The sequence below is a fragment of the Paraburkholderia sp. BL18I3N2 genome (assembly GCF_003001875.1).
GTDB classification, from domain to species: Bacteria; Pseudomonadota; Gammaproteobacteria; order Burkholderiales; family Burkholderiaceae; genus Paraburkholderia; species Paraburkholderia phytofirmans.
The window spans coordinates 80,147-103,844 of the sequence record NZ_PVNC01000020.1 but is presented as its reverse complement, the minus strand read 5'-3'; the positions used below and the strand labels follow the sequence as shown (position 1 = coordinate 103,844).

Here is a 23,698-nt window from a genome sequence, read left to right as displayed (position 1 = left end):
GCATGAGTGGCTTGGGCGCCGCGGTCAGCCGGCGTCTTCACGATGCGGGCATGGTGGTCGCCATGTCGCACTCCGAGCGCAACGATCACGTTGCCTCCCCCATGAATGCGATGCCGGTCGCCATTTCATCGCCTATGAGGCCGACGTCTCCAGCTTCGATTCGTGCGCCCATTGCGCCGAGCGCGTGCTCGCCGAATTCGGTACGGTGGACATTCTGGTGAACAACGCGGGCATCACCCGCGACTCGACTTTTGTCAGGATGAACAAGGAAGATTGGGACAAGGTGTTGCGCACCGATCTCGATTCCATGTTCAACATGAACAAACCTCTGCTCGGCGGGATGCTCAAGCGGCAGTTCGGGCGGATCGTCAATGTCAGTTCGGTGAACGGCGCGCGCGGGGCTCTGTCGCATTAACGCGGGGGAGGTGAACTTCGAGGCTGATGCAAACGCTTTGTTCGCACGATGAAGAAGACACTGAGACCACGAACTACGCTTGCTCCGGCCATCGCCAAGGTTTTGAAGCGGCTGCACTATCCCCTTGAAGTGATGCTGCTGTGCGTGCGGTGGTACGTGGCCTACTCGCTGAGTCTTCGGAACCCTGAGGAAATGCTGGCTGAGCGTGACATTGACGTCGACCATTCGACGGTACATCGCTGGGTTATCAAGCTGGTGCCGCTGTTTGAAAAGACGTTTTCGCAAGTACAAGCGTCCGGTCGGCAAGAGCTGGCGGGTTGGTGACACCTATATCAGGGTCAAGGGCTCGCGGAAATATCTTTACCGCGCGGTGGATAAGGCGGGCAATACCATTGACTTTCTGTTCAGAGCTAGGCGGGACAAGGCTGCTGCGCGGCGCTTCTTCGAAAAGGCAATCGGTCAGAACAGTTCGCCCGAGACGGTGACCATCGACAAAAACGGCTCCAATCTGGCCGCGCTTAACGCGGTGAATGCCGAGCGCAACATGCCCGTCAAGGTTCGTTAGATCAAGTATTTTAACAACATCGCGGAGCAGAACCATCGGGCCATCAAACGCGGAACCCGACCGATGCTCGGATTCAAGGATTTCAACTGTGCGCGTGTTATTCTGAGTGGCATCGAATTAATGCGCATGATCAAGAAAGGACAGCTGCAATGTTCTGGCAACTGTCCGCTGTCTGCCGCCCAGCAATTTTACTCGATAGTTTCATAAGCTATCCTTCGCATATCGCCTTTGCTTGTCCCGCCTGCCTTAATGCGACGGAACCGGGCGCAGACGGTCCCGGTTCCGCTTTTTTCGTCGCCGTGTTTCTCGGCGCCGCCAGCACGGGTCAGCCGGCGGGGTACGGCCGGCTCACTGATCGCTACCGTGGCGATCTTTCTGCCTTCATTCCTGCTGGTCAGCGCGGCGCTACCCCCTATGGGGCGAGTTTCGCGCGTTCGCACCAATGCGCGGCGCCATGGCAGGCATCAACGCCGCTGTGGTCGACATTCTGATCGCCGCGCTGTACGACCCGTGTGGACCAGCGCAGTGCATACCGGGCGCGATTTCGCGCTGGTCGTCGCGGCCCTGGTCCTGCTCGGCCGGTGGCGAGTGGCCGTCGTGGGGGGGCGTGCTGATAACAGCCGCGCTCGCGTGGTGGGTCGTATAAAGGCAATACCTCCTTTTTTGCCGGGCATGCGTGTGGATCACTTGCACTGCATTGGCGAGCCCGGTCGAGCTCTGTTGATCCAACTCAATGAGCCTTCCCGCTGCGCGGGTATGGTCCAAGCAATACATCCAAGGCCATCACCCTACGGGGAGCACGATATGAATAATTCCGAATACTCTGGCATGCATCCTGTCGCGGGTCAGGGCCGCGATAAAGCGATCGCATCCGGCCATTTCTATCTCGTCGGCGGCGGTATCGCTTCGCTGGCGGCCGCGGCGTTTTTGATTCGCGACGCCGACGTACCCGGCTGCCGCATCATGATCCTCGAAGCGCTCGACAAACCGGGCGGCAGCCTCGACGGCGCCGGCACGCCACAGGGAGGCTACGTCGTGCGCGGCGGCCGCATGCTCGAGAGCAAGTATCTGTGCACCTACGATCTGTTCGATTCAATTCCCACGCTTGACGGCCGCATCAGCGTCACGAAGGAAATCTTTGACTGGAACGAGACGAGCCGCACTTCCTCGAAGGCTCGGCTCATACGCAACGGCCGGCGCGAAGACGCGCCCCCTTACTGGCTCGCCGAAACGCACCTGCTCTCACTCGGCCGTCTTTCGCTCGAACCGGAAGCCCAGCTCGGCGGTAGCCGGATTTCCGACCACTTCGAGCCGGACTTTTTCGAAACCAATTTCTGGTATATGTGGTGCACGACGTTCGCCTTCCAGCCTTGGCATAGCGCCGCCGAATTCCGGCGTTATCTGCTACGTTTCGCACATATGACGTCGGGCTTCAACCAGTTGCACGGCATCATGCGCACGGTCTACAATCAGTATGATTCGATGGTGCGGCCGCTGCGCAAATGGCTCGATAACCACGGGGTGAGATTTCGCACCAACACGCGGGTCATCGATCTGCGCTATGACGAAAGCGGCGCACTGAATCGGGTGGCAGGCGTCGTCTGCGAACATGAAAGCCGTCGCGTCGAGATTCCAGTCGGTGCGGCGGACAAGGTCATCGTCACGCTCGGGTCAATGACGGCAGGGTCGAGCCTCGGCGGCACAAACCGCCCTGCCGTGTTCAATCATAACGACAGCAGCGGCGCGTGGGCGCTCTGGAAAACCATCGCAGCAGGACGAGCCGAATTCGGCCATCCATCCGTTTTCGCCGACCATGTCGAAGAATCCAAATGGCTGTCTTTTACAGCGACGTTGCATGATCCGACGCTGTTCCGCCTGATCCGTGATCTGACGGGCAACGTGCCCGGCGAAGGTGGCCTGATTACCTTTCCCCAATCGAACTGGCTCGTCTCGATTGTGCTGCCGCATCAGCCGCATTTCCTGGGGCAGCCGAAAGGTGTCGAGGTGTTCTGGGGTTACGGGCTTTTCATCGACCGGCCGGGCAATTTCATCGCCAAGCCGATGGCCGGATGCACGGGCCGCGAAATCATGACGGAACTTCTCGGTCATCTGAACATTCAGGCGGAAGCCCCGAATATTCTCGACGACGCGATCTGCATTCCGTGCCTGATGCCCTTCATCACCAGCCAGTTCCTGCGGCGCAAGCGCGGCGACCGTCCGCAAGTGATGCCCGAAGGCTGGGCAAACCTCGCGTTCGTCGGACAGTTTTGCGAGCTGAACGACGTCGTGTTCACCGTCGAATATTCGGTTCGCTCGGCGCAGACAGCTGTGTACACGCTGCAGAACCGCTCCGGCAGTGTACAAAGGCCAGCACGATCCGCGCGTGGTTTATAGCGCGGCTTCGGCGTTGCACAGGCACTAACCGGTGATGCAGGTTTTGCGCCCTGTGCGGCCGCCCTCACACGCCGTGCGGTACGCGCATGTTTAGGAGAGCGCCGTGGAACTCGAGGCAACACAGCAAAAACGCCCGGGCGCGCTACTCGCACGACTCAAGGAACACCCGCTCGCGCGCATCGGCCCCGGCCTCATCACGGGCGTCGCCGACGACGATCCAGGCGGCATCGCCACATATTCGCAGGCCGGTGCGCAATTCGGTCTGAGCATGCTGTGGACGATACCGTTCGCGTTTCCGTTAATGGCGGCCGTCCAGGCGATGTGCGCCAGCCTGGGCCGCGTGACCGGCAAGGGCCTGGCCGCCAACATCAAGGAAGCGTTTCCGCCTGTGGTGGTTTACGGCGTGGTGCTGGTATTGCTGGTGGCCAATACAGCAGGACGACACGCCGGCGGAGGTTCGTCACCTGTTGCTCCTTGGAGCTCATTGACAAAAAGCCGTCCTATCGAGACGTTACATTCGATTTTTTGACATCACACGTGTAGTGTCAAAGGCTCTTCCGCGCATGCGACCATTACGATGACATGTGCCCCCACCGATCCACGTTCAGACCATGCCGGCGACCCTGATCGCGCCGCGCCCGCTCGATGCGCGCGACCTTGACGGTCGCCACGGCGTCAACCGTGCGAACGGTCGAAAGCAGATCAGCGCAGCGGACGACCTGAGTGCGATACTTTTTTTCGCCGGATCTGCACGGCGCAAAGTGCTACCAGTCCCTCGGGGGAGCGCTCGCCAGCGATGATCGCACGTACCACCGCGATGCCACTGACGCCGGCCAGTGAGGATATGACGTCATGCAGTTTGATATTCATGCGCTCGAGCGCCTTTTGCATCAGTTGCACACAGCTGGCTGCGACCGCGACATGATCGGCTCGCAGACGCAGGTAGTCCTGCAACCGGCGAGGGTCAGCCGGCGGTACGAAGCCGGCGTGCAGCAGGCCACACATGTGCAGCGTGGCGCCCCACTGGCTGTCGGCCATATCGGTTTTCCTGCCCGGCAGGTTGCGTGTCTGCTGGCCATTGACCACGCGCACTTCGAGACCGGCGTTTTCAAGTACGCCGTACAACGGCAACCAGTAAACGCCGGTCGCTTCCATCGCAACCGAACGCACGCCCTGCGCGATCCGCCAGTGTCGCGCAACGCGTGCAGCTGGGACGTCACGGTACCGAACACTTCCGGCTTGTTGCCGCCCACTGAAACATGCATGTGTTCGCTGCCAACGTCGACGAACGCGGCTAGCGGATTCCAGCGTCGGGAGTTCCTGTGACATGGTGACCTCCGCATGGGGATATCACAATGCGCGCGGTGGCCCCGGCCCGGTCACGCCATATGAAAAATTCTTTCCAGCGGGAAGCAACGGTCACCAAAATGTGCGGCTGATCATGACCGGAGCCATGCTTTAGTACAGGCAATCCGGCAGTTGCCGGATGCACCAGATGTCATTCAGCTACGCTGCCAGATACCACTACGCGTGATCTAACAATAGCTGGTACCCGGCTCATGGTCCGTGTGCGGTTTTGCTAAAAACTGGCAGCTTTAGTTGAAATTTGGAACCAACTTTACTTGTGTGAGCGACGACCAGTTTCACGAAAAAAAACGTGCGTGCGTGTCGCTATTAAGATAAGTTTTCTTGCATTAATAGCGAGGTTGACACAAATCAAATGATCAACCTTTTAAGCATTCCTAATATATAACACCGATGCTCAAGTGTTCAACGACGTTAGCGCTCCGCCTTGTGCGCATCTGAACGTGGTGAGCGGTGGCCTCGCGCTGCTAACGATCACTATTCACACCCAGGGATGTCGTAGCCTGAACTCATACATCCACAAGCCGGTGCAGCGGCGCGAGAGTTACTCCTCGACGACGATAGGCGAGCTTTCCGTTCCCGCGAGAAAATCCCTGAGCAGCCCTTCGGCGTGACGTACCGCATGCAGTGGTGCGCGGGCAAGTTGCGCGTCATACAACGCTATCAGTTCTTCAAAGTCACCGATGACGTCCGGCGTCAGACGCCATTCGCCCGTCTCATGTGCATGCGCCAGCGTCACCTCCACAGCGCACTCGGCGACCTTGAAGTGCTCGGCTGGATGCTTTCCGTAGCCCGCGCGTTGCAAAAAATAAGCAAGATAGACGGCGCGCATCAGTTCGTTGATCAGGTGACTATTGGCCTGGCACTCACGACATGCGACCAGCGCCAGATGCAGCCTCAGGGACTGTTCGCTAGCAGACGCACGATCCATCGGTAGTAACAGCGCCTTTGTCAGCGGCCGGCGTGGCTGGCTGGCCCGGGAGCGGCTTCGTTTGACGGACATCTATTGGGAATGGAGGTGTGAAAAGGTTGTCTGATTATAGCGAAGCTGTTTGGCGGTTCACTTCGGTGGTCACGCCACCGGCTTATGCGTCCAGGTATTGGAATCGGAGTGTATCCGCAAAAAGTTGTAAAAAAGCCGTGCTCCTGAATGTGCCAACCGGTCCGCAGCAGTTCAATTAATCCGGATTTCCCGCAAATCATCCCGCGCTTCAGTTTTACTTTGTAATTCCAATAATCGAAGTCATTCACCGATTTCCGGGCCGCCTCGACCGCGCGATTCTGACCTTTCACGCAATGAACTGCTTGGCTCGACCATCTGACCCGCCGCCTCGCGGAGCTGCGCTTTGAACTCATTGCGCCGGTCCTGCCGCTCCTCGGGTGTCATGCCGGCAAAACGTCGGGATGCTCCGCTTCCGGGCGTCGGTTGCGAGAGCCCGGCGGCCTCATCATTGATTCCTGAGCGCTGTGCCCGCGCAGCTCTCACCTCGTTGACGAGCGCTGCTGCCCGCGCGGCGCCGCTGAGCTCAACGAGAGCGCGCCACGCGCGATCATCCCGTTCCACCACGTGGCGAATCTCGCGACGCATCGCGGAATCGGCCCTGTCCAGTTCCGCGCCCGCCCGCTTCAGCGCCGCGCGATCTTTCGCCGGTACCGGCCTGCTCGCCCGGGTTGCGGCCGCCGCCGCAGAGAGGGCGTCGGCATACTGCCCGACCGTACGATTGAGGGTCTTGTCCGGGCGTTGTGGCCGCGGTGCGTTCGAGAACTCGACGCGTCGCTGATTCAGCGTGTGCCGGTAGCCCAGCTCCGGCTGGCGGTCACGCTCCGGTCGCAGCTCATGCTGTGCGCTGAACGATTTATCGTCGGCGCGCGCAAGACTACGCATCAGCGCGTCGCCATCCACGAACGCGTCCCGCCCGGCCGCCACAACCAGCTTTTCCCTGTGCCGCGTCATCGCGACGTAGGCCAGCTCGGCGTGCATGCCCTTCGTGGCCAGCACGTACGCGCGATCGACCGTCACCCCCTGGCTCTTGTGGACTGTGAGTGCGTAGCCGTAGTCGAAATGACCGTACTGCGCCGTATCGACCGCGAGTTGCCGGCCATCATCGAGCCGCACATGCAGGACGGCGCCGGCCGCTTTCGTGTCGGTTGCTGTGTCAGCTGTCGTGCCAGCCGCGGCGTCGATCCGTTCGACAGTCGCCAGTGTGCCGTTTTTCACCAGCATCACGTACTCGTTCTGCAGGAACATGATCCGTTCACCAGCGGCGATCGCAATATGCCGCTCACCGGTCCGCACGGTCCGTTCGTCACCGAGCTCGCCGGCGATCCGCCGCAATTCGCGCACGCGTGCATTTAACGCACAACGCTCGTCGTTGGTGTGTGTGACCAGTAGCTGGGACAGGCCGGGGGCTCTCCGGCGATCGTCCTGCCATTGCGCAATCAGCTGCTCGCGCGCGTCGGCGACGGTTGGATACAGCTGCACGCCACCGTGCTCCGCATACGCGGACACCGCCGATTGCACGTCATGCCGGGCCAGCGCGGAGGTTGCCACGCGCTGCCAGGCCTCCTTCTGTCGCATGATCCCGGTCAGACTTTCGAGCTGGCTGGCGGCCGCCGCTTCGCGCGACACCGCCCGAAAAGCGTCGCCTGCGTCAACCGCATGCAGCTGCCACGCATCGCCCACCAGGCGCACCCGTGTGCCGCCCGCCTGCGCGTGCCTGAGCAGTTTTTCCATCTGCCGTGAGCCGACCATGCCGGCTTCGTCGATCACCAGAACCGTCTTCGGGTCGAGCGTGACCGTGCCGCGTTCGATGCCCGACAGCAGGCTGTGCAGCGTCCGGCTCGTGATGCCGGCGTCGCGCTGCATGTCATCGGCCGTCTTGCCCTGCAGCGCCGCACCCAACACGCGCAGCCCGTCCACCTCAAACGCTTCGCGCGCTGCGGCAAGCACATAGCTCTTGCCGGTACCGGCCGCACCATTTACCACCACGAGCTGGGCACGCCCGGCGAGCGCCACAAAAGCCGCGTCCTGCCCCGCATTGAACTGCCGGGTTCCGCGTAGCATTTCACGCACGGTGGCATCACCCGCTATCCCGTCGCTGGTACGACTCATCGCGCGTGCGCGTTCGACCAGCCGCACCTCAATCGCGCGCAGCTCCGCCGACGTGAACCATTCGCCGTGACGACCGGAATCGCTGAGCGCGAGCAACTCCTTCGAATTCATCAGCCGGGCATACACCTGCCGGAACTGTTCCGCACCGTCAGTGTTGCGGAACACGAACTGCTCGACGTCGCGCCGTGAGAAGGTGGATTGATGGATCGTCAGCGCGGCGACGCCGATCGCCGGATTGATCAGCAGTCGCTGACCGTTGCGGTAGGCGCGCTGGCGGTTCTCTTCCAGCACGCTGGCCATCACGCCACGCTCACCCGCATAGCGCGCCACGCCCACCTTGACGGACGGTTCCAGCTCGATCCCCAGCGTCCGGTAACTGCGGTGGTCAATGCGGGCCTCGATGCCTGCCCGCGCCATGAAGTGATTGGCGGTGACGGCCCACTCTTCGCGCACGTCGCGAACAAACTGCCGGCTGCTCAGATAGCGGTCCTTGCCGGCACCGCCCTTTTCCGGGTCCGCCGCGTTCCAGCGCCTGAAATAGTGCTCCGGATCGCGCGCGATGCCGTCGTTCACCCGCTCCGTGAACATGATGTGCGCGTGCGGCTGTTCCAGCCCATCGCTGGCGGCCGGGTTGTGGATCGCCCAGGTGTATGCGTGCCGCTCGCCGAGCGTGTGTTCAACGAATTCACGCACCAGCGCGACGCGCTGTTCGTCGTCCAGTTCGCGCGGAATCGATACCTCGATTTCGGTGTACGGCCGGCCATTTACCCGTTCATGGGTGTCCGCGGCCTGCCAGAAGAGGCTCGCGTCATGCGCGGCCCATGCCGGCATGTTGCCGCTCTCGGTCATCTTCAGGTCGCCACGCTCCTCGAACTTCCCGCCGCGGGAAATGTAGGCGTAGTGATCCTCCCGCGCAATGTACTTCGCGTGCTCGCCAGCGGCGGCTTTCCTGCCTGCTTTGACGCTCAGATGGTACGTTGGCATGGGCGGTGTGCTTTCGTCTTACCATAAGCTGTTTCCATGCTAGCATGGAAACGCGGAAGCGCGCTTTGACCCGCCCTGCTCACCAGGTCCTGCGGCGTCCCCTTCCCTGCTGGCCGCTTTTGCATTTTTTCATGATCCGGAATGGTGCCACAGGCAGGGCCGATGCCCGGCCTGTGCTGCCGCTCGATGCAACGTCAATCTGCTTCAGGAGAAAGATGATGGCAAAGAACGAATGGCTCACGGAACACATTCAGTACATCCAGGGTTTGAAGTCCCCTACGGCCACGCAGACCCTGCTGGTCGAACTCGCGACGATCCCGGCTCCCACCGCGCAGGAGTCCCGCCAGCTGGACAAGCTGGTCCGGCTTGAAAAGATCAACCAGAAGGCAGACTCGATGAAGGCGGAAGCCGCCCGCATGTTGAGTGAGCGACGCGAAAACCAGCGCAGGGCCCACACGCGCGAACTGATCGAACTCGGCGGCATCGTCCCGATGGTCGATTTTCCGGTGGATCGCGGCACGCTGACCGGCGCGTTGCTGTGGACGCTCGATCAGTTCAGGACGGACGGTGACTTGCAGCGCACGCTGAAGAAGCGGGGCGACGCATTCATCGCCGAGCGGGAAAATGACAAGAAACCGGAGACACAAGCCAGCGCCGGGGTAGCGGCTGAAGCGGCTACGGCGGAGAAGGCGCCCGCGTAACGGGTTGTATCGAACCGGATCGCCCCTGTGCTTTGCTCCGGGTCGGCGTTGTCAACGATCTGCGGCGCGGCGAGGTACCTGCCGACTCGCGCTCCTCGTCGGAATGCGACGGCGCGCGCAACATGCGGGAGCGGATTGGACGCGTGAAAACGGGCTTGCCGGACGACGGAGCTTCAGATCCGCACTACGAAAAACGGGCCGCGCGACTGGCGGCCCGGCAGGTGTCGCCCGGACCACCTGGCCCGGGCTTTGTGTGACGTTAGCGTGTTTTTCCGCGCTTCGTTTCGCTCATTGCACGTTTCCTCAGCACTTCCGGCAACCAGCCGCTTTCTGCCATCCGGAGCCCGGCAGCCGCAGCGGCATCGCCCTTCTTCATGCCTTGCAGTTCTGCCGCTGATTCCGACGAAACGGCTTCCGTCACCACGTCGATGATCCGTGCTTGGAGACGTGATTCAGGTAGCTTTGCTGCGTTGGCTTCCACTAGAACGCCATATCAATCTGCATCACGTCGGCGAGCGCGCTGATCGGGTGGGCACTATCAGTCGCGCTGATACCGTCGAGCGTCGCGGCCACGCAAAATGCGAACAGGCTCGCCATGACGTCGGTTTCCTGATTGAGCAGCCAGGGCAACAGGTCGTCCACTTTTTTCGGCAGCAGTTTCACCCATTTCGCCCGGTCGGCTTCGATCTGTTCAAAGGCCACACTCGATTCCATGTCGTCGGCCTCGCGCACCAGCGCATCGCGCGATGCGTGCGCGTCGATCTTCACGGCGCTCCCGGCATAAGCGAAGTGATAACGCTCGTCGAACACGGTGGGAATTACCCGGTTCATCAGCGCGGCCAGTGCTACGACAGGGCGGCGGGAAAGTTCAGCCTGCACCGCAGCGGTCCGGTGTGCCGTCAGACGGCGGCACAGCTTTTCGCTGTGCACTGGCTTTTCTTTGGCCTGCGGTACGGTAACCGCCATGTCTTCCTCGCCATCGTTCGCGCCCTCCTTCGGATCCTGACGCGCGCCACATCCTCGCGCTTGACCAGTCCGCGCTCGATGTTAAGCTCCCCGTCCTGGTCTATCGTGATGAACACCCCGCCCAGTTTCATGTCGTCGTCCGCCCAGGTCTCAAGCCGCTCCCCGAACGCGTCGACCTGGTCGCTCAGCGCATACGCTTGCTGTTCCAGTTGCTCGCGTCGTGCGTCATCCTCGACCACTTCCCCTCGTCGGAGGCGTTCAGCGTTGCGTCGGCCTCGTCGCGTTTCACGATGAGCGCATCAAGCTCGGCCTGCTCGTCAGCCGTCAGCTCGCGCGAAAATGAGGGCAAGCGGCCATACGCCATGACTTCGCCATAGTCGCGCTTCGTTCGCATGTCGTGTGCGTTCTGAGCCAACCCCATCCTTCCGCTGCGATTTCCTGCGACGCAGCGACCAGCCGTTCGGCGGCCAGCCGGTGCAGCAGGTCCGGGTCGGCAATATACCCGGCGTTCTCCGCATCACTGAAAAGGTCCCGTCTTATGTAACCGCCTGCGGCCGCATAAGCGTCCAGCCCGACAAATCGGGCGAGGTGGCTGCGGCTCGCGTCAATCCCCGTGCCGGTGATCGCAGCACGCAATTCCCGCGGTTCGCGTTGCCATGCCTCGCTCGCCTCCAACCACACGCGCTCCTGCAAATCGTGATCGTCGGCCAGCGCCAGCGCTGTCACCTGCTCGATATTCATTTTGTCGTTGCGGAACAGGTCGAGCAGCTTCGGTGAGACGTTCGCTAGTTTCAGACGCCGACATACCATCAGCTGTGAACTCCTGAAAAGCGCGACGGTTTCGACGCTCCGGCCTTCCCCGGCCAGCATCCGGAACGCCTCGCACTGGTCCGCCGGATGCATCGTTTCATGCTGGTTTTCCAGCAGTGACGCGGCAACCGCTTCGGCCTCGCTGACTACCTTCACCGGCACGGGATGGTCTGGTGCAATCTTGCCCTGCGCGAATAGCAGGTCGAGCGCAGCCAGACGCCGCTGACCGGCGCATACGCCAGGTTCCGGCTTCTTCGCGCGCGAGCCCTTTATTGCGTGCACGACCAGGTTCTGCAGCAGGCCCCTGGCTTCAATTGTGATCGCCAGTTCTTCAATTCCGGCCGGGGCTTTCCTGCGCACGTTCGACGGTGACCTGCAAAGCAGCCCATTAGGCACATATTCGATTTTCGTTTCATTGCCGAAATCGGTTTCGAGTCCACTTTCGGCAATTCTGTTTTCAACAGATACAGTCGCGGCTTATCTCCGGTTTCGGACCACAACGGAGTGTCGGGCCACGTATATATATTAGGTCTAAAAGACCTGTATATCAAGAATAACTCAATCAATAATATCAATTACCCATAAATATCAGTTAACAATATCAATCTGAATATTCCTTGTATTACGGTCTATAAGACCTATTATTAAGACGTGGCCCGACATTCCGTTGCGGTCCAAAACCGGAGATAAACCGTGATTGATAACGAATTCAAGGTGTCGTCGAACGTCGTTCCGGAAGAACTGCGCCTTAATTTCCTCCCCCACTACCTGGGGGCGCACTACCTGCAGGGTGAGGCACTGGTGTACGACTGGGCACGCCGTCTCTGCCGCGCCTACAACGGCGGATCATGGCACTTCTTCCAGCTGTCCAATGGGGGCTTTTACATGGCCCCTGAACGGTGTGGGCAAATGCACGTCCGGTGGCACATGAACGGCTACAACGACATGATGGGAGCCGACGCGTTCGGCATCGTCGTCATGCTGTTTGCCCTGTGCCATCTGCTGGAGAAGTGCGGCGATGACCGGATCGCCGACCATTACCACGCGCTACGCGCCTACGCGGCCCAGCACGTGGAAGCCGCCAACATACTCCGCGCGATCGACTAACTGACCCGCCCCGGCCTGCGGGCTGGGGCTGATCCCGACATTGGGGAACAGCATGGACACCACTTACCTGGCAAACCGCTTCAGCCGCAACGCAGTTGGCACACGTTCGGATCGCCCGCTGACGAATGACGAGATTGCAGAGGTTGCCCCGTCGATCTTCGCGCTATCCGCGCACGAAAGCCGCTCCGAACGGTACACCTACATTCCAACCAGCGATGTACTGGACGGCCTGCGCAAGGAAGGTTTTCAGCCCTTCATGGCCTGCCAGACCCGAGTGCGCACTGACGACAAGCGCGCCCACACCAAACACATGGTCCGCCTGCGCCACGCCGACCAGATTACTGGCCGTGAAGCCAACGAAATCATCCTTCTGAACAGCCACGACGGCACCAGCAGCTACCAGATGATCGGCGGCATGTTCCGGTTTGTCTGCCAGAACGGCATGGTCTGCGGAGACACCGTTGGCGATATCCGCGTGCCCCACAAGGGCGATGTGATCGGCGAGGTGATCGAGGGGGCATTCAGGGTGCTCGACGGCTTCGAGTCGGCGACCCGGCAGCGCGAAGGGATGGCCGGTCTGGCGCTGACCGACGGCGAACAGACCGCTTTCGCGCGGGCCGCGCTTGCGCTGCGGTACGACGACGACAAGCCAGCGCCCATCACTGAACGACAACTCCTGACACCGCATCGCATGGAGGATCGCTCTCCGGACCTGTGGACGACGTTCAATCGCGTGCAGGAAAACATGATCAATGGCGGCTTGCGTGGTCGCAATGCGAATGGCCGGACCACCACGACCCGCGCCGTGACCGGCATTGACCAGAACATCCGACTCAATCGCGCCCTCTGGGTCCTTGCTGACGAACTGCGCCGCCTGCGCGGCTAACGGGTACGCCCCGACCCGCCGGTCGGGGCCTGCTCTCACGACATCAAATACGATAGGGACATCAAATGGATACCGTTCATATCCGGCCAACGTGGCTGACCGCCCTCTTCCCCCTGCTGGCTGTCTGGCAGTATGGCGACCGGTCGGTAGTGCGCGCCGAACTGCTGCGCATGGCGCTGTCGGCCGACGCGGCCGCAAGGTCAGCCGAAGCGCTCACCCGCATTGCGAACATGCTTGACCGCGATGGTCACGCGATCGAGATGCACCGCGACGAACTCCGTGCAATCGCCCGGACCGCCCTGTCCGAGTTCGACCGGGTGCCACCGCGCGCCCCGCTGCCGACCTCCGCCGACGCGGATCTTTACCACGCCTGTTCCGTCCAGCCCTGCTGACATCTTCCGGAGATCACACCATGCATGAAGCAACCGACACAATGGTTCACGGCGTAGACGGCGCGCTCGCGCTGCGCCGGGGTATCGCCGCGCTCGCCCGTCTCGACGTGTTCGATGAAGATGGCGACATCCTGCTGTTCAGCGCCCCTGCCGACCGGTTGCCCGGATAGATCAATGTCGCCGTCCAGGCCTACCAGCGCGGCGCCAGCCACGGTGAACTGCATGGCGAGCGCAAGGCGCGCTATGCGATCCGGCGGGCGCTCGGCATTCACCAGTAGCACAGCATGTTCCGCATGCCCCCATCCCCGCGTAGACATATAGGAGTACGCATCATGAACCAGCTTTTCTTTACCGGCCGTGTTGCTGCAACCCCGGTCCTCTCGAATCACGGTGATTCAAAGGTGGCAAAATTCACTCTGATTTCCAACGAGTATGCCGGTCGCGACGAAAGCAGCGGCGAAGCGAAAGAGCGTCAGCTGCGGATCCAGTTTACTGCGTTCGGTTCACGCGGCGAGGTCATTGCCAGAAACGTCCTGAAGGGCGATCAGTTGATCGTTGAAGCGAAGCTGTCGAACAACGACTACCTGGACGGCCAGGGTGTCGAGCGCTACGGCTACAACTTCACTGTTGATAACTTCGAATTCGGCGCACCTGGCGAACTCAGGCGGGCGCAACTCGCGCGGCGTCAGGAATAATCCACGTCGGCACCGGTTCATGCTGGGGCCGTTGACCAGAACAGGCGATGACGTGGCAACCGTGGGCGGCGGCGATATTTCGTACGGCCTCGCATCTGCCGGGAAATGGCATGAATTGCGTGCCCGTCCCAGCCGTCCGGAAAGGTAGCCCCTTCCTGCCAAGCCCTGTGCCCGGCTAACCGCAGGCGTCACGCGCGCGCCGGCGCGCCCGGATCGAGGCGCACGGGGACCCGCGCCGGCAGGCGTGGGGAGAGCGCCGGCGCGGCGCAGTAGCGCCGGGACGATCCGGTACGGCGCAAGCAGACCGTGGCCGGGGTCGTCAAGCAGCCGCAGGCTGCGTGTTTCCCCCGCGGCGAAGCCGTGGGGGCTGGACCCAGGACCGGTACGGCCGGAGTTGTCGTACGATCCGGTACAGGAACTGAATCACCAGGAGCAGATATTGAAAGGCCGAACGCTTGACGCCAGCGCCGAGGGACTGGAACGTCCTAAGGCACACAGGGTCGCGGCCTGGCGCGAACGAAAGCAACGCATTGGCGTTGGCTACAGCGGCGTATATTTCCGCGGTATGGTTTCAGGGCTTGCACTGGCCGAAGGCCTCTATGCGACGGTGCCGTTCGGCGTCGCCTCTTCTATCACCGACGAACACGGATGTAAGGTCGAAGCCCCCCACTCCGGACAAGCAAGGTAACACCATGAGCATCCCGCCCCGCCCGAAAACACACCGGATTACCAGCGACGTGCCCGAGCACCTCCTCGAGGCGTTCCAGCACACCATCACTGAGTTTTTTGCGAATGCGCACGGCGGCCAGACCCCGGCGCAGCGTGCCGCGGAGATTCGCGCCGGCGATCGTGACCGTGGCCTCGATTCGCTCCTGCAGCTCGTCGACGTGGCCGAAGGCGACACCGTACAGGCAGAGACCGTCGCAGAATTGCTCGCAGGCCTGTACAACGGGACCGACTACCGTTTCGATCTCACAGCGTTGCGGGCACTGGACGACGATCTTTTCGAGCACTGCCTGGCCGTACTGCGGCTCGATCATCGTCCGGACGTTGAGGTACATCAATATTTCCCCGACGGACAGCAGCGTTGGCAGCAGATAATCTCACGCTGGAATCTTGACAAACGTCCGGCGCTAGAACCGCCGCCGGTTCGCGGCGAACGCTATCAGGCGCGCTATGTGACGCATTCTGAAGCGCCCGGCTATCGCGACATCACGCTGGTTGTCACGATCGACGGTGACCCGGCCCGCGAGTTGCCGATCGAGCTACACTTTTCGGCCGCTGACTCCGGGAGCATAGCTCGCGATCTGCTCGATCTGCATCGCCATGCGTGGACACCTCGTGGGCACCGTGTTGCCCCGCTCGACGCGAAAGAAGGCGAGCGGCGGCCGCAGTGGATTTAAAGTTCGATCGCGCGCAAAGGAGCGAACATGACAATTGAGGTTCAGACAAAGATTCGCCCGGAATGCCTGCAACCGGCCGTCAGCTGGATGGAGCCCACCGGGGCGGAAATACAGGAAGTGATTCGCCTGGCGGGATTCTCTGGCAGACAGGCCGCCGATTTCCTTGGGCTCGCAGATAAGAGCGGCCGCCAGCTTAGACGCTGGATAAGCGGGGACGCAGGCATTCCCTATTCCGCATGGGCGCTGCTCTGCGCTGCGGCCGGGTTAGGCCAGATATGGGAGTGCTGAATTCGATCCTGGTCGCCGTTACGCCCAGCATCACGACGGAATGCCTGTGGGCAGATACTGCCGGGCCGTCCGGCGAAGACGGTATTCACGGAGAACCAGACGGCACGCACGTTGACCAGAACATCGTCTGCATCGAGGTCGGATAGCCACTAGCAGGAAGACGCTGGCAGGCAGTGGCATCGGAATCTACGACAGATTCCAGTCCATGATGGGAAATCCGTGAATGGCGCCCGTGACGCAACGTCGCGGGCGCGGAACGTCATTCAGCAATCACATCGCACCTGTTCAGGCGGGCTTGCGCAGCGGCATACCACGTCGCGTCCAGCTCGATGCCAATATATCGGCGATCCAGCTGCTGCGCGGCCACGCAGGTCGAGCCGGAACCCGCGAACGGGTCGAGTACGACCTCGCCGGGTTGGGTAAAAGCCTCGATGGGAGGCTTCAGGCAGCCCAGAGGCTTTTCGGTCGGGTGATGGCGATTGCCGGAGTACTTCCATGGAATGACGTCAGGCACGGGTAACGTCGGCACCGCGGGCGAACCTTTTGCAAGTAGGTAGGCGGATTCGTGCTGATATTTGACGAACCGCGCTCTGGATGCGTACGGCTTGGCGAACACGATGTGTCCCACGATCCGGAAGCCGGCGCGCTTCCATGCGTCAAAAAACAGATCGGTCCGGGTCCATCCATTGAAGCTCGCGCACAACGCATCGCTTTTGAGTACGCGATACGTTTCAGCAAACGGGGGTGCAAGCCATTTCGCATGAACATCGTTCGCGATCGAGCGCCCGCTACGATCGTGATAATTGACGAGATATGGCGGATCGGTGAGAACGAAGTCGACAATCGCGTCCGGAATTTCCGGCAAGACTTCGAGACAGTCACCGTGCATAAGATAGCTCATCCTCGCTCTCCAGAAGTTAAGGGCGTGAGTAGCAAGGCGACGCGTGCGGCCGCACAATTTCACCACACCGCGCCGGCGATTGTTGGCGACGGGTAGTGAAATTTCCCGTGAAACAAATAGTTTTTAAGGATAACTGACTTGATTAGGACGATACCGCCCGGGTACGCCGGCGGTGGTGCGTCGCTTTTTGACATGAGAAAGATGAATGTGACCGCGCAGCGGGCGCATCCATCTTTCGATCTGGAATACGTCGCCGCTACCAGCAACCCGAGGTCGCGAAGCCAGACTTGCTCTCGCGCATCGCCGGCCGGCATCGTCGCCGGGGCTTGTGCCGGAGGGAGGCGCATCAGAAAACGAAGTACGGAAGCGGCGCGCGATCATCGCCAAACGACCCCGAGCCGCCCTTCGAGCCAGCGCGTATCCAACGGCGCGTTCCGAGGTGCAACGGCCATTCGCCGAGGCACGTCCAAAGACGAGTCGTCGGCCAAAGCCGACATCGGGGCGGGCTAGGTGCGACGGCAGCAATATGGCTGGCTGCTGACGTTGGCGGCACTGAGCAACCGGACGGCAGCTTGCCTTCGTTGCACGTCACGCGGAATTGTTCGGTATGCATTGCCCTCCAGGAGATTTCGCATTTCGTCTTCATGCTGTTGAGCTGCTATGAAGGATCCGTTTCACCCGTTCGCGCCTTTATCCGCCCAAACGTCTCCAATTCAAGGAACTTTGACTCATAGTGATATTCAGGAATCTTTCGCTTGAGCAGTTCGAAGAAGCTCCTATCGTGCGTTGATAAGATGATCTGTCGGTCAAATTTTTTGGAGATAGTACGCAACAGGTCTATCGTAGCCAATACGTTGATTGAATCCATAGAATGAATTGGATCATCAATGAAGATGCATCCAACTGGCTCTCCATGCGCCTTCACATGCAGAGCGCGTGCCAGAAAAATGCTTAGGCTAAGGATGTTTACCTGAGCTGCACTGAAGTAAAGGTTAGGTGCGATGCAGTCGCCGGCCTCGTCCGAAACTAGGACGTGGAGACGCGGTTTTTCCCCCTCTGGGAACTCGCATGTGAAGCGAACCTCTTTGAAGTCCGGGTGTGGATCGATCTTCCTGTATATCGAATTGATTAAATCAGTAAAAAAGAAGCTACTGATTCTCGAATCCAACCTTTGGATGATGTGCGTGTATTCCGCATCAACTTTAGCGCTGAGAGCCTCATGCTCAGCCTTCTCAGTTAGAAGTTTGTCGAGTTGCTTCCGCGCTCCAATCGATTCGACATAGGGGAGCACGAGCTCCAATTGTTCGCCTAGCAGCGCATATTGCCTAGCCAACCCTGTTGTTGTCTCTTTCTGTTGCGCATACATCGCGTTTGCGGAATTAATCCCTTCCACGATTCTTTCAGGCAGCCACGACGAATCGTACTCTGGCAGATGCGAGCCGATCTTCGATACGAACGTAGAAATTTCCGCCTCCGCTTCAAGCCGTGAGCGTTGGTTCGATTGTTCCTCGCGCTCTAAGGAGGCCATGTCTTCCGTGCGCGGGTTAGGCACCGTGACCTCCTCCTTCTCTAACTGATCTCGCGCGTCCTTCAACTGCTGCAAAGCAGCTGCTGCTTTAGCCTGGCTCTCTTCCAGCATCTGAGCCACGTGCTGTCTTAGTTGTGCGGGATCGAGGGCACTTGACAAACAAACGGCCATCGATTCCTTATATACCTCGCTACCCTTAGCTTGGTCGGCCTTTGCCCTCGCCTCATCAATCGCTTGATTCAGCAGTTTTACCGCGTCTCTGCGGAGTTGGGCCTCATCCTCCGAACGAGAGAGGTCCGACTGCTCCTTCGCACGACGCTCGGAAACCTGACGAAGATCTTCTGCTAACTTTTGGCCAAGTTGCTCTGCGCTGAGATTCAGCACGAGCTGAGCCGAAGTCTGTACGCGAGGGGCCGCAGCTTGAATGTCGCGGTCGAGCGACTTTATTTCTAATGTGAGCGCGTGCAACTCCCGTTCGCTCTGTAAGACGCGAGCCCGAAAGTCAAGTGCTGCCTTATCTTTTCTCCGGTTCCATTCCTCGATTAAGACTGTGACTTGCTGACATGACTCGTCGAAGGCTGCCCGCGCGTCATTCTGCTTCTGGAGCGCGGCTGCTTCCAGTTGATTGAGTAAATGATTGCCCAGAATGTTCTGCAACAGGTCGTCGGGGCTCGCGTGTTCTTTCGTACACAGCGGACATTGATTCGAGGGCGTCTTCGCTAGGATCTCGCAGCCGAGTGACACCAAGGTCGCAAATTGGTCTTTTTGAGCATCGAAGGCTGCGAGGGCCTTTCCCGCCGCCACAAGAAGCTCAGCGCGTCGGGCTTTCTCAAGAACAGCTTGCCGGAGAGGAAGTACAGAAACGCCCTCTTCCGAAATCATGGTCAAGTCAACTGCGTTGATTGATTCTTCGGTGATCTCTAGGCCAATCAGGCTTTCGAGATTGCTCTTCTCCAAATCACGCTTCGCGGTTAGCACATCAAGACGTTGTTGGCGGTTGTCCCTTTGAGCCTGTCTTTCGTTGATAACAGCGCGCCCTTCGTTGAGTTCACGATATATTTCGGGGGCCCGCTCTCGCAGAGCCACTAGCGCATTCGCATTGACGTCCAAATCTTGCAACGATGTCTTGCATGTTGCGATGCGCACTTCCCAGCTTTCAAGCTCCGCTTTCTTGACTTGAAGCTGCGCCTCCGACTCTTGCTCTCGTGCGGTGATTTGAGCCATTTGACTAAGCAGCTCTTCGAACGAAGGCACTTTGCTCGACAAGGTCTGATGCCTTGTCGTGTCCGCGTGTGCTCGTTCAACGGACTCAGTCCAATGCGCGACTTTCTCTTTGAGCTTGGCGTAGCGATTCACAGCATGACGCCGTTTCTCGAGTTCGGACAATGCCTTAATTGCTGCCCCTCTCGTAGCCATGGAACCCGCTACAACAGGCAACTCGACGAGCGCTGCCTGCAAGTCGACCAGAAACCGCTCAAGGTCCGCGCTACTATTGTTCAGTTCGTGCAGCCGTTGCGTAATCAGGTTGCGAAGATCGCGCTCGCTGTCCGCGTCAAAGCTCTCTGATACCGATTCAATGCGTTCACCACGATCGACCAGACTTTGAATAGTCCGATTAACACTCTCGAAGATCCCGGTGTCGGTCTGTTTTGCGAGAACTTCTTCGTATCTTCGCTGCTCCTCGGACATACCCTTGAGCAGGATTGTCAATTCGCGCCTAAGGGCAACGAGATTGGCGCGATAGGTATCATCACTATCTCCGAAGTTTTGCATAAACCGGTCATAGCGCGCGTCAGGTTTCTCCTCTCGAAGGAATCCGTCGATGGCTTCTTGAGACAGAAAGATGCCAGCGACTTCCTCCATTCCGCGCACCGGTGCTTCGCGTCTGAAGAGATAGTCTCGGCTACCAGCGCGCGCCTTCGGCACATCTTTAATGACATCGCCGAATCCGATTCCTGTGACGGTCACTCGTGAAGGCGCAGACTCTGGGATTGCACGATTTCGCAAGATGTGTTGACGACGACTCTCCTGATTCTGAGCTCGAGAGATATTATCGTTTTCAACGCGAGTGTAATCGCGAACGAACCGTTCGATGTTGTTCGTAAGCGCCCACTCTACGGCATCGTAAAAAGATGTTTTACCGAAGCCGTTTGGGGCATAGATGGAAACAAATCGTGCAGGGTCGCCCAACGGAGTTGTGAAGTCAAAGGTTCCATCACTCTTCGTTTCATATGCGCGGAAACCTTCAATGATGACTTTTTTTATCTTCATGAGAGAGATCCTAGACGCTCGAGAAGTTCGTTGATGCGACGGCGCCGAACTTCGGACGAACGCTCTTTTCCATCGAGAGGAAGTTGCGAGGAGGTCGAGAGAAAGTCTCGAAATCGATTCGAGTTCTCAAGCTGGTCATACAGTCCGTCCCCCACATCCGAAAGCTTAAGGTCTTGTCCTAGTATCGAATTCTCCAGCGCCTCTCGCACGACAGCGTCAGACTCCGAGGCGAACGTCGGCCCTGCTAGTACCAGCTTTCTGAGCGCGAACCGATCGTTCTCAATGCGGTACTTCAGGTGCTTGTCCATCGCTGACGGTGTCACCAAGACGAGGTAGATGTTCCAAGACGAAAATTCGTCTTGCAACGATGATTGATATTCAACGGCGATTTCGTTGTTGATCAATCGCCAATGTTTTGCGCAGGTTTCATTGTCCGAAAAGCGAGCGATAAAGCAACTGATGAAATGCCTCGCGTCATCTGAATGGAAGAATGCAAAATCGACATCCGACGCGATATTTTTCAGAAAACCGAGATTTAGATCATTGAGCAATAGATGCACGATAGGCCTCCGCTAGCAACTGCAAGACGGTATGTTCATCAAGTCCGAGTTTATTGTCGTAAAGTTGTTCTTGCCGAACAATACAATCCATGTGAAGGCCATCAAGATGGAAAAGTTTCACCTTGCCGATGGGTTTACGCGGAATGCCGATGTCTAACGCCCCACTCAGGGGAAGACCGATGTCCGGCACCACTCTGGATAGGTCTCTGATTGACCTGGTTTTGGCAGGCGACCCTTCGATCCGATTGCTAACGAGCACCAGGCCGTCATCAGCGAGATCACCAAGGTCAGATTGGATGATCCGTTCGACGAACGCTGTCCACTCGCCGTCGGAGCCACTGTATAGAAATCGACGTCGTGAACGTAGCGTCTCGATATAGTCCGCATCGACAACTTGTGGCCTGTCGAGCAATACAGACAGGGTCAGGTACTCTAGCCACGAAATCCAAAGCTTCCTGTCAAGCAGGCTGCATTCGGGATCCTCTTGAACTAACAGCCTCTTCCCAAAGGTGCTCAGGATTCCATTGGGGGTCGGAGTGTCAGTAGCGAGGTTCGTTCGAATAACACTAAGAAGGACCGTTCGCAGACGTTGCAGCGTTGCCGGGCATTCGAAGCCTGGTAGCGAAAATGCTGCATCTGCAAGCTGAGAAAACGACAGCAAGAAGGGCGGCAAGATCGGGGGGAATCCATGCTCTCTGATCAAGTCGTCGAACGCAGGTATTCCAATGCAACGCAACCAGTGGTGTCCCTCTTGAAGCCGACCTTCCATCTCGCACTCGACCGCGACGAGAATCCAGCGTTTCGCGGCCTTGATATACACGCCACCGCCTGAGACCCCTCGAACTTCATCAACTGGCGCAAAGCTCTTTGTCGAGACATCGATCGACATCGCACCGAAGCTCTCTATCTGCCCTGTGAAGAGCCGGAGCGGGTCGTTCAAATTGCGTCGAATTTCTGGAAATCCGACCAACCACATCGATTGCTCCATCTCGACCGACGTCGATGTCGCCGTAGGGTCCAGCGTCTGACTGACCACCACGATCACTGCAATATCGAGCACTGGGGAAACGATAAGCTGCCTGACTTCAATCTCGGTGCCAACCCGCAATTTCACGACAGTCTCGTTCGGCTCCATGAGCGACGCGACATTAGTCCGCTCTCTAAGCAGATTATGGCGTGCTGTCAGAACGTACGAATGGTCGGCGCTGAGCGCTGTCACCAGCACGCCAGACCCATCGTTGACCATCACCGCCCGCTGATATATCTCTTCTGGTCCGAGCGCGCTCACAGTGTCAAGTCTCCTGTGAGCGCTTTTATGTTCCCGCAGGCAACACGCTCCTCCAAATTTGGAAAGACGTCGTCTCTGACTGCCTCGTAATTGAACAGTATCTCGCTATTCGGTTGCAATTCATTGATTCTGGCGAGGGTGGTTTTGCTCGGCAAGGCATGACGCATGCCATTGGTCGAAACAACGAATTTCTCGCATCGAATTAACGAAAGCAGTTCCTCGCTTGTGTTCGCTTTGCTGCCATGGTGCGATAGCTTGCACACAGAGACTTCTAGTGGGTTCTCTGACGATACGCCTAAATGGTCTCGAAGCGTCTCGCAGACTGTCGATGGGAGCGCGTCTCCGAGAAGTAAGACTCGATGTCCCTGCGTTTCGATGAGAACCGCTATCGAGCTTGCATTATGTACAGAAGTGTCTTCGATGAACTTGTCGTTGACCCGCAATTCGGAAAGCGATAGGTGGTAGTCTTTTGCCGCGCCAGAAGTGAGCGAATCAGCTTCCTCCGTCTCCCACTTGGAAAGCAACCTGGTTAGCTGCTGCTCCGTCGGGGAAAGGATAAATATCTTGCCGTGCTTGAACGAGATCTCGCGGCCATCTACAAACCTTACTTGCCGACGCGAGGTACAGTGTCCATCCAAGAGGGTGTCGAACTCTACGCCCTGAGCAATGCTCGTAAGTCGGTCTTCAGGATCGTCTATCCAGATGTCCGATCCCTCAGGTACCTGCGTGTTGAAGGCTCGGGCAATTAATTTTCCCGAGTTGAACCAGACGTCATTCGCCATGACTGAACGGTACTTATCGTGCCGGCACGCCTTCAATAGGCCGCCGATATGATCGTCATCGACATGGGTCACTATCGTGAGGTCGAATCGCTCGCCTCTCTGTCGCAGATCCTCCAACACCTCTTGCAACGGGCCCGCTGTTCTCTTCCCACCTTGGCGACGCTCGTAACACTCTGACGGGCCGCCGTCAATCAAGATTCGGAACGTCTCGGTGCCGACGCATGTCTCAATGACAATCGCATCGCCGTGTGCCGCTCTCAGGAAGCTTACTTTTAGAGTCATCAA

Annotated in this window: 21 protein-coding genes and 4 pseudogenes; 12 read left to right on the top strand and 13 right to left on the bottom strand. The window is 59.0% G+C overall.

Annotated elements, in window-relative coordinates; all coding sequences use genetic code 11:
- Positions 1-2 precede the first annotated feature (2 nt).
- The 5 genes and pseudogenes from B0G75_RS33570 to B0G75_RS33550 all read left to right on the top strand — a co-directional run.
- Positions 3-403, top strand: a pseudogene (locus tag B0G75_RS33570) (SDR family NAD(P)-dependent oxidoreductase); the annotation flags it as partial.
- A gap of 60 nt (positions 404-463) precedes the next feature.
- Positions 464-1,187 (top strand): annotated as a pseudogene (locus B0G75_RS33565) (IS6 family transposase).
- Between the two features lie 247 nt (positions 1,188-1,434).
- Entirely contained in the window at positions 1,435-1,626 is a 192-nt protein-coding gene (locus B0G75_RS41590; protein ID WP_243856873.1) for a hypothetical protein, read from the top strand.
- Positions 1,627-1,784: 158 nt separating this feature from the next.
- Positions 1,785-3,402 (top strand): annotated as a pseudogene (locus B0G75_RS33555) (oleate hydratase).
- 75 nt (positions 3,403-3,477) lie between these two features.
- Positions 3,478-3,807 (top strand): annotated as a pseudogene (locus B0G75_RS33550) (divalent metal cation transporter); the annotation flags it as partial.
- Positions 3,808-4,076: 269 nt separating this feature from the next.
- Here B0G75_RS33550 and B0G75_RS33545 read toward each other — a convergent pair.
- The 3 genes from B0G75_RS33545 to B0G75_RS33535 all read right to left on the bottom strand — a co-directional run bounded on the left by B0G75_RS33545 (position 4,077) and on the right by B0G75_RS33535 (position 8,835).
- Complete coding sequence (locus tag B0G75_RS33545; protein ID WP_166679195.1) at positions 4,077-4,544, bottom strand: transposase; 468 nt, start codon at positions 4,542-4,544, stop codon at positions 4,077-4,079.
- A gap of 739 nt (positions 4,545-5,283) precedes the next feature.
- On the bottom strand, positions 5,284-5,670 hold the full coding sequence (locus B0G75_RS33540; RefSeq protein WP_106285643.1) for a hypothetical protein: 387 nt from the start codon (positions 5,668-5,670) through the stop codon (positions 5,284-5,286).
- A 312-nt stretch (positions 5,671-5,982) separates the two neighbouring features.
- Complete coding sequence (locus tag B0G75_RS33535; RefSeq protein WP_106314163.1) at positions 5,983-8,835, bottom strand: AAA family ATPase; 2,853 nt, start codon at positions 8,833-8,835, stop codon at positions 5,983-5,985.
- Between the two features lie 173 nt (positions 8,836-9,008).
- Between B0G75_RS33535 and B0G75_RS33530 the strand changes: the two genes are divergently transcribed.
- Positions 9,009-9,536, top strand: a complete 528-nt coding sequence (locus B0G75_RS33530) for a conjugal transfer protein TraD (protein ID WP_181196717.1) — start codon at positions 9,009-9,011, stop codon at positions 9,534-9,536.
- Between the two features lie 259 nt (positions 9,537-9,795).
- Here B0G75_RS33530 and B0G75_RS33520 read toward each other — a convergent pair whose 3' ends face one another.
- The 4 genes from B0G75_RS33520 to B0G75_RS33505 all read right to left on the bottom strand — a co-directional run bounded on the left by B0G75_RS33520 (position 9,796) and on the right by B0G75_RS33505 (position 11,708).
- The gene (locus B0G75_RS33520) at positions 9,796-10,017 is read right to left on the bottom strand and encodes a hypothetical protein (protein ID WP_106285639.1); all 222 of its coding nucleotides are present in this window, start codon (positions 10,015-10,017) and stop codon (positions 9,796-9,798) included.
- A complete protein-coding gene (locus tag B0G75_RS33515) occupies positions 10,017-10,415 on the bottom strand; it encodes a hypothetical protein (RefSeq protein WP_146142566.1) in 399 nt (132 codons plus the stop codon). The genes B0G75_RS33520 and B0G75_RS33515 overlap by 1 nt, the downstream gene beginning before the upstream one ends.
- Positions 10,416-10,435: 20 nt before the next feature.
- The gene (locus B0G75_RS33510; protein ID WP_106285637.1) at positions 10,436-10,741 is read right to left on the bottom strand and encodes a hypothetical protein; all 306 of its coding nucleotides are present in this window, start codon (positions 10,739-10,741) and stop codon (positions 10,436-10,438) included.
- 85 nt (positions 10,742-10,826) lie between these two features.
- Entirely contained in the window at positions 10,827-11,708 is an 882-nt protein-coding gene (locus tag B0G75_RS33505; RefSeq protein ID WP_181309409.1) for a ParB/RepB/Spo0J family partition protein, read from the bottom strand.
- A 297-nt stretch (positions 11,709-12,005) separates the two neighbouring features.
- Here B0G75_RS33505 and B0G75_RS33500 point away from each other — a divergent pair, with 297 nt between their 5' ends.
- The 3 genes from B0G75_RS33500 to B0G75_RS33490 all read left to right on the top strand — a co-directional run bounded on the left by B0G75_RS33500 (position 12,006) and on the right by B0G75_RS33490 (position 13,697).
- Positions 12,006-12,419, top strand: coding sequence for an antirestriction protein (locus B0G75_RS33500; protein WP_106285636.1), 414 nt, complete (start codon positions 12,006-12,008; stop codon positions 12,417-12,419).
- A 52-nt stretch (positions 12,420-12,471) separates the two neighbouring features.
- Complete coding sequence (locus B0G75_RS33495; RefSeq protein WP_106285635.1) at positions 12,472-13,305, top strand: DUF932 domain-containing protein; 834 nt, start codon at positions 12,472-12,474, stop codon at positions 13,303-13,305.
- A gap of 65 nt (positions 13,306-13,370) precedes the next feature.
- Positions 13,371-13,697 (top strand): hypothetical protein, encoded by a 327-nt coding sequence (locus B0G75_RS33490; RefSeq protein WP_106285634.1) that lies wholly within the window; start codon positions 13,371-13,373, stop codon positions 13,695-13,697.
- Here B0G75_RS33490 and B0G75_RS33485 read toward each other — a convergent pair.
- Positions 13,667-13,978 (bottom strand): hypothetical protein, encoded by a 312-nt coding sequence (locus B0G75_RS33485; RefSeq protein ID WP_106285633.1) that lies wholly within the window; start codon positions 13,976-13,978, stop codon positions 13,667-13,669. The genes B0G75_RS33490 and B0G75_RS33485 overlap by 31 nt on opposite strands.
- Before the next feature lie 51 nt (positions 13,979-14,029).
- Here B0G75_RS33485 and B0G75_RS33480 point away from each other — a divergent pair, with 51 nt between their 5' ends.
- The 3 genes from B0G75_RS33480 (at position 14,030) to B0G75_RS33470 (ending at position 16,083) form a co-directional block, all read left to right on the top strand.
- On the top strand, positions 14,030-14,392 hold the full coding sequence (locus tag B0G75_RS33480; RefSeq protein ID WP_106285632.1) for a single-stranded DNA-binding protein: 363 nt from the start codon (positions 14,030-14,032) through the stop codon (positions 14,390-14,392).
- Between the two features lie 692 nt (positions 14,393-15,084).
- Complete coding sequence (locus tag B0G75_RS33475) at positions 15,085-15,795, top strand: hypothetical protein (RefSeq protein ID WP_106285630.1); 711 nt, start codon at positions 15,085-15,087, stop codon at positions 15,793-15,795.
- 27 nt (positions 15,796-15,822) lie between these two features.
- On the top strand, positions 15,823-16,083 hold the full coding sequence (locus B0G75_RS33470; protein ID WP_106285629.1) for a transcriptional regulator: 261 nt from the start codon (positions 15,823-15,825) through the stop codon (positions 16,081-16,083).
- A 259-nt stretch (positions 16,084-16,342) separates the two neighbouring features.
- Here B0G75_RS33470 and B0G75_RS33465 read toward each other — a convergent pair whose 3' ends face one another.
- The 5 genes from B0G75_RS33465 to B0G75_RS33445 all read right to left on the bottom strand — a co-directional run bounded on the left by B0G75_RS33465 (position 16,343) and on the right by B0G75_RS33445 (position 23,695).
- Positions 16,343-16,984 carry a DNA methyltransferase gene (locus B0G75_RS33465; protein ID WP_106285628.1) on the bottom strand — a complete coding sequence of 214 codons (642 nt, stop codon included), beginning with the start codon at positions 16,982-16,984 and terminating at the stop codon, positions 16,343-16,345.
- 658 nt (positions 16,985-17,642) lie between these two features.
- Positions 17,643-20,783 carry an AAA family ATPase gene (locus tag B0G75_RS33460; RefSeq protein ID WP_106285623.1) on the bottom strand — a complete coding sequence of 1,047 codons (3,141 nt, stop codon included), beginning with the start codon at positions 20,781-20,783 and terminating at the stop codon, positions 17,643-17,645.
- Complete coding sequence (locus tag B0G75_RS33455; protein ID WP_146142564.1) at positions 20,780-21,343, bottom strand: ABC-three component system middle component 1; 564 nt, start codon at positions 21,341-21,343, stop codon at positions 20,780-20,782. The genes B0G75_RS33460 and B0G75_RS33455 overlap by 4 nt, the downstream gene beginning before the upstream one ends.
- Positions 21,324-22,631, bottom strand: a complete 1,308-nt coding sequence (locus tag B0G75_RS33450) for an ABC-three component system protein (RefSeq protein WP_106314161.1) — start codon at positions 22,629-22,631, stop codon at positions 21,324-21,326. The genes B0G75_RS33455 and B0G75_RS33450 overlap by 20 nt, the downstream gene beginning before the upstream one ends.
- Positions 22,628-23,695: a ComEC/Rec2 family competence protein gene (locus B0G75_RS33445; protein ID WP_106285626.1), complete on the bottom strand. Its 1,068-nt coding sequence runs from the start codon at positions 23,693-23,695 to the stop codon at positions 22,628-22,630. Before B0G75_RS33445 ends, B0G75_RS33450 begins: the two co-directional genes overlap by 4 nt.
- Between the last annotated feature and the right edge of the window lie 3 nt (positions 23,696-23,698).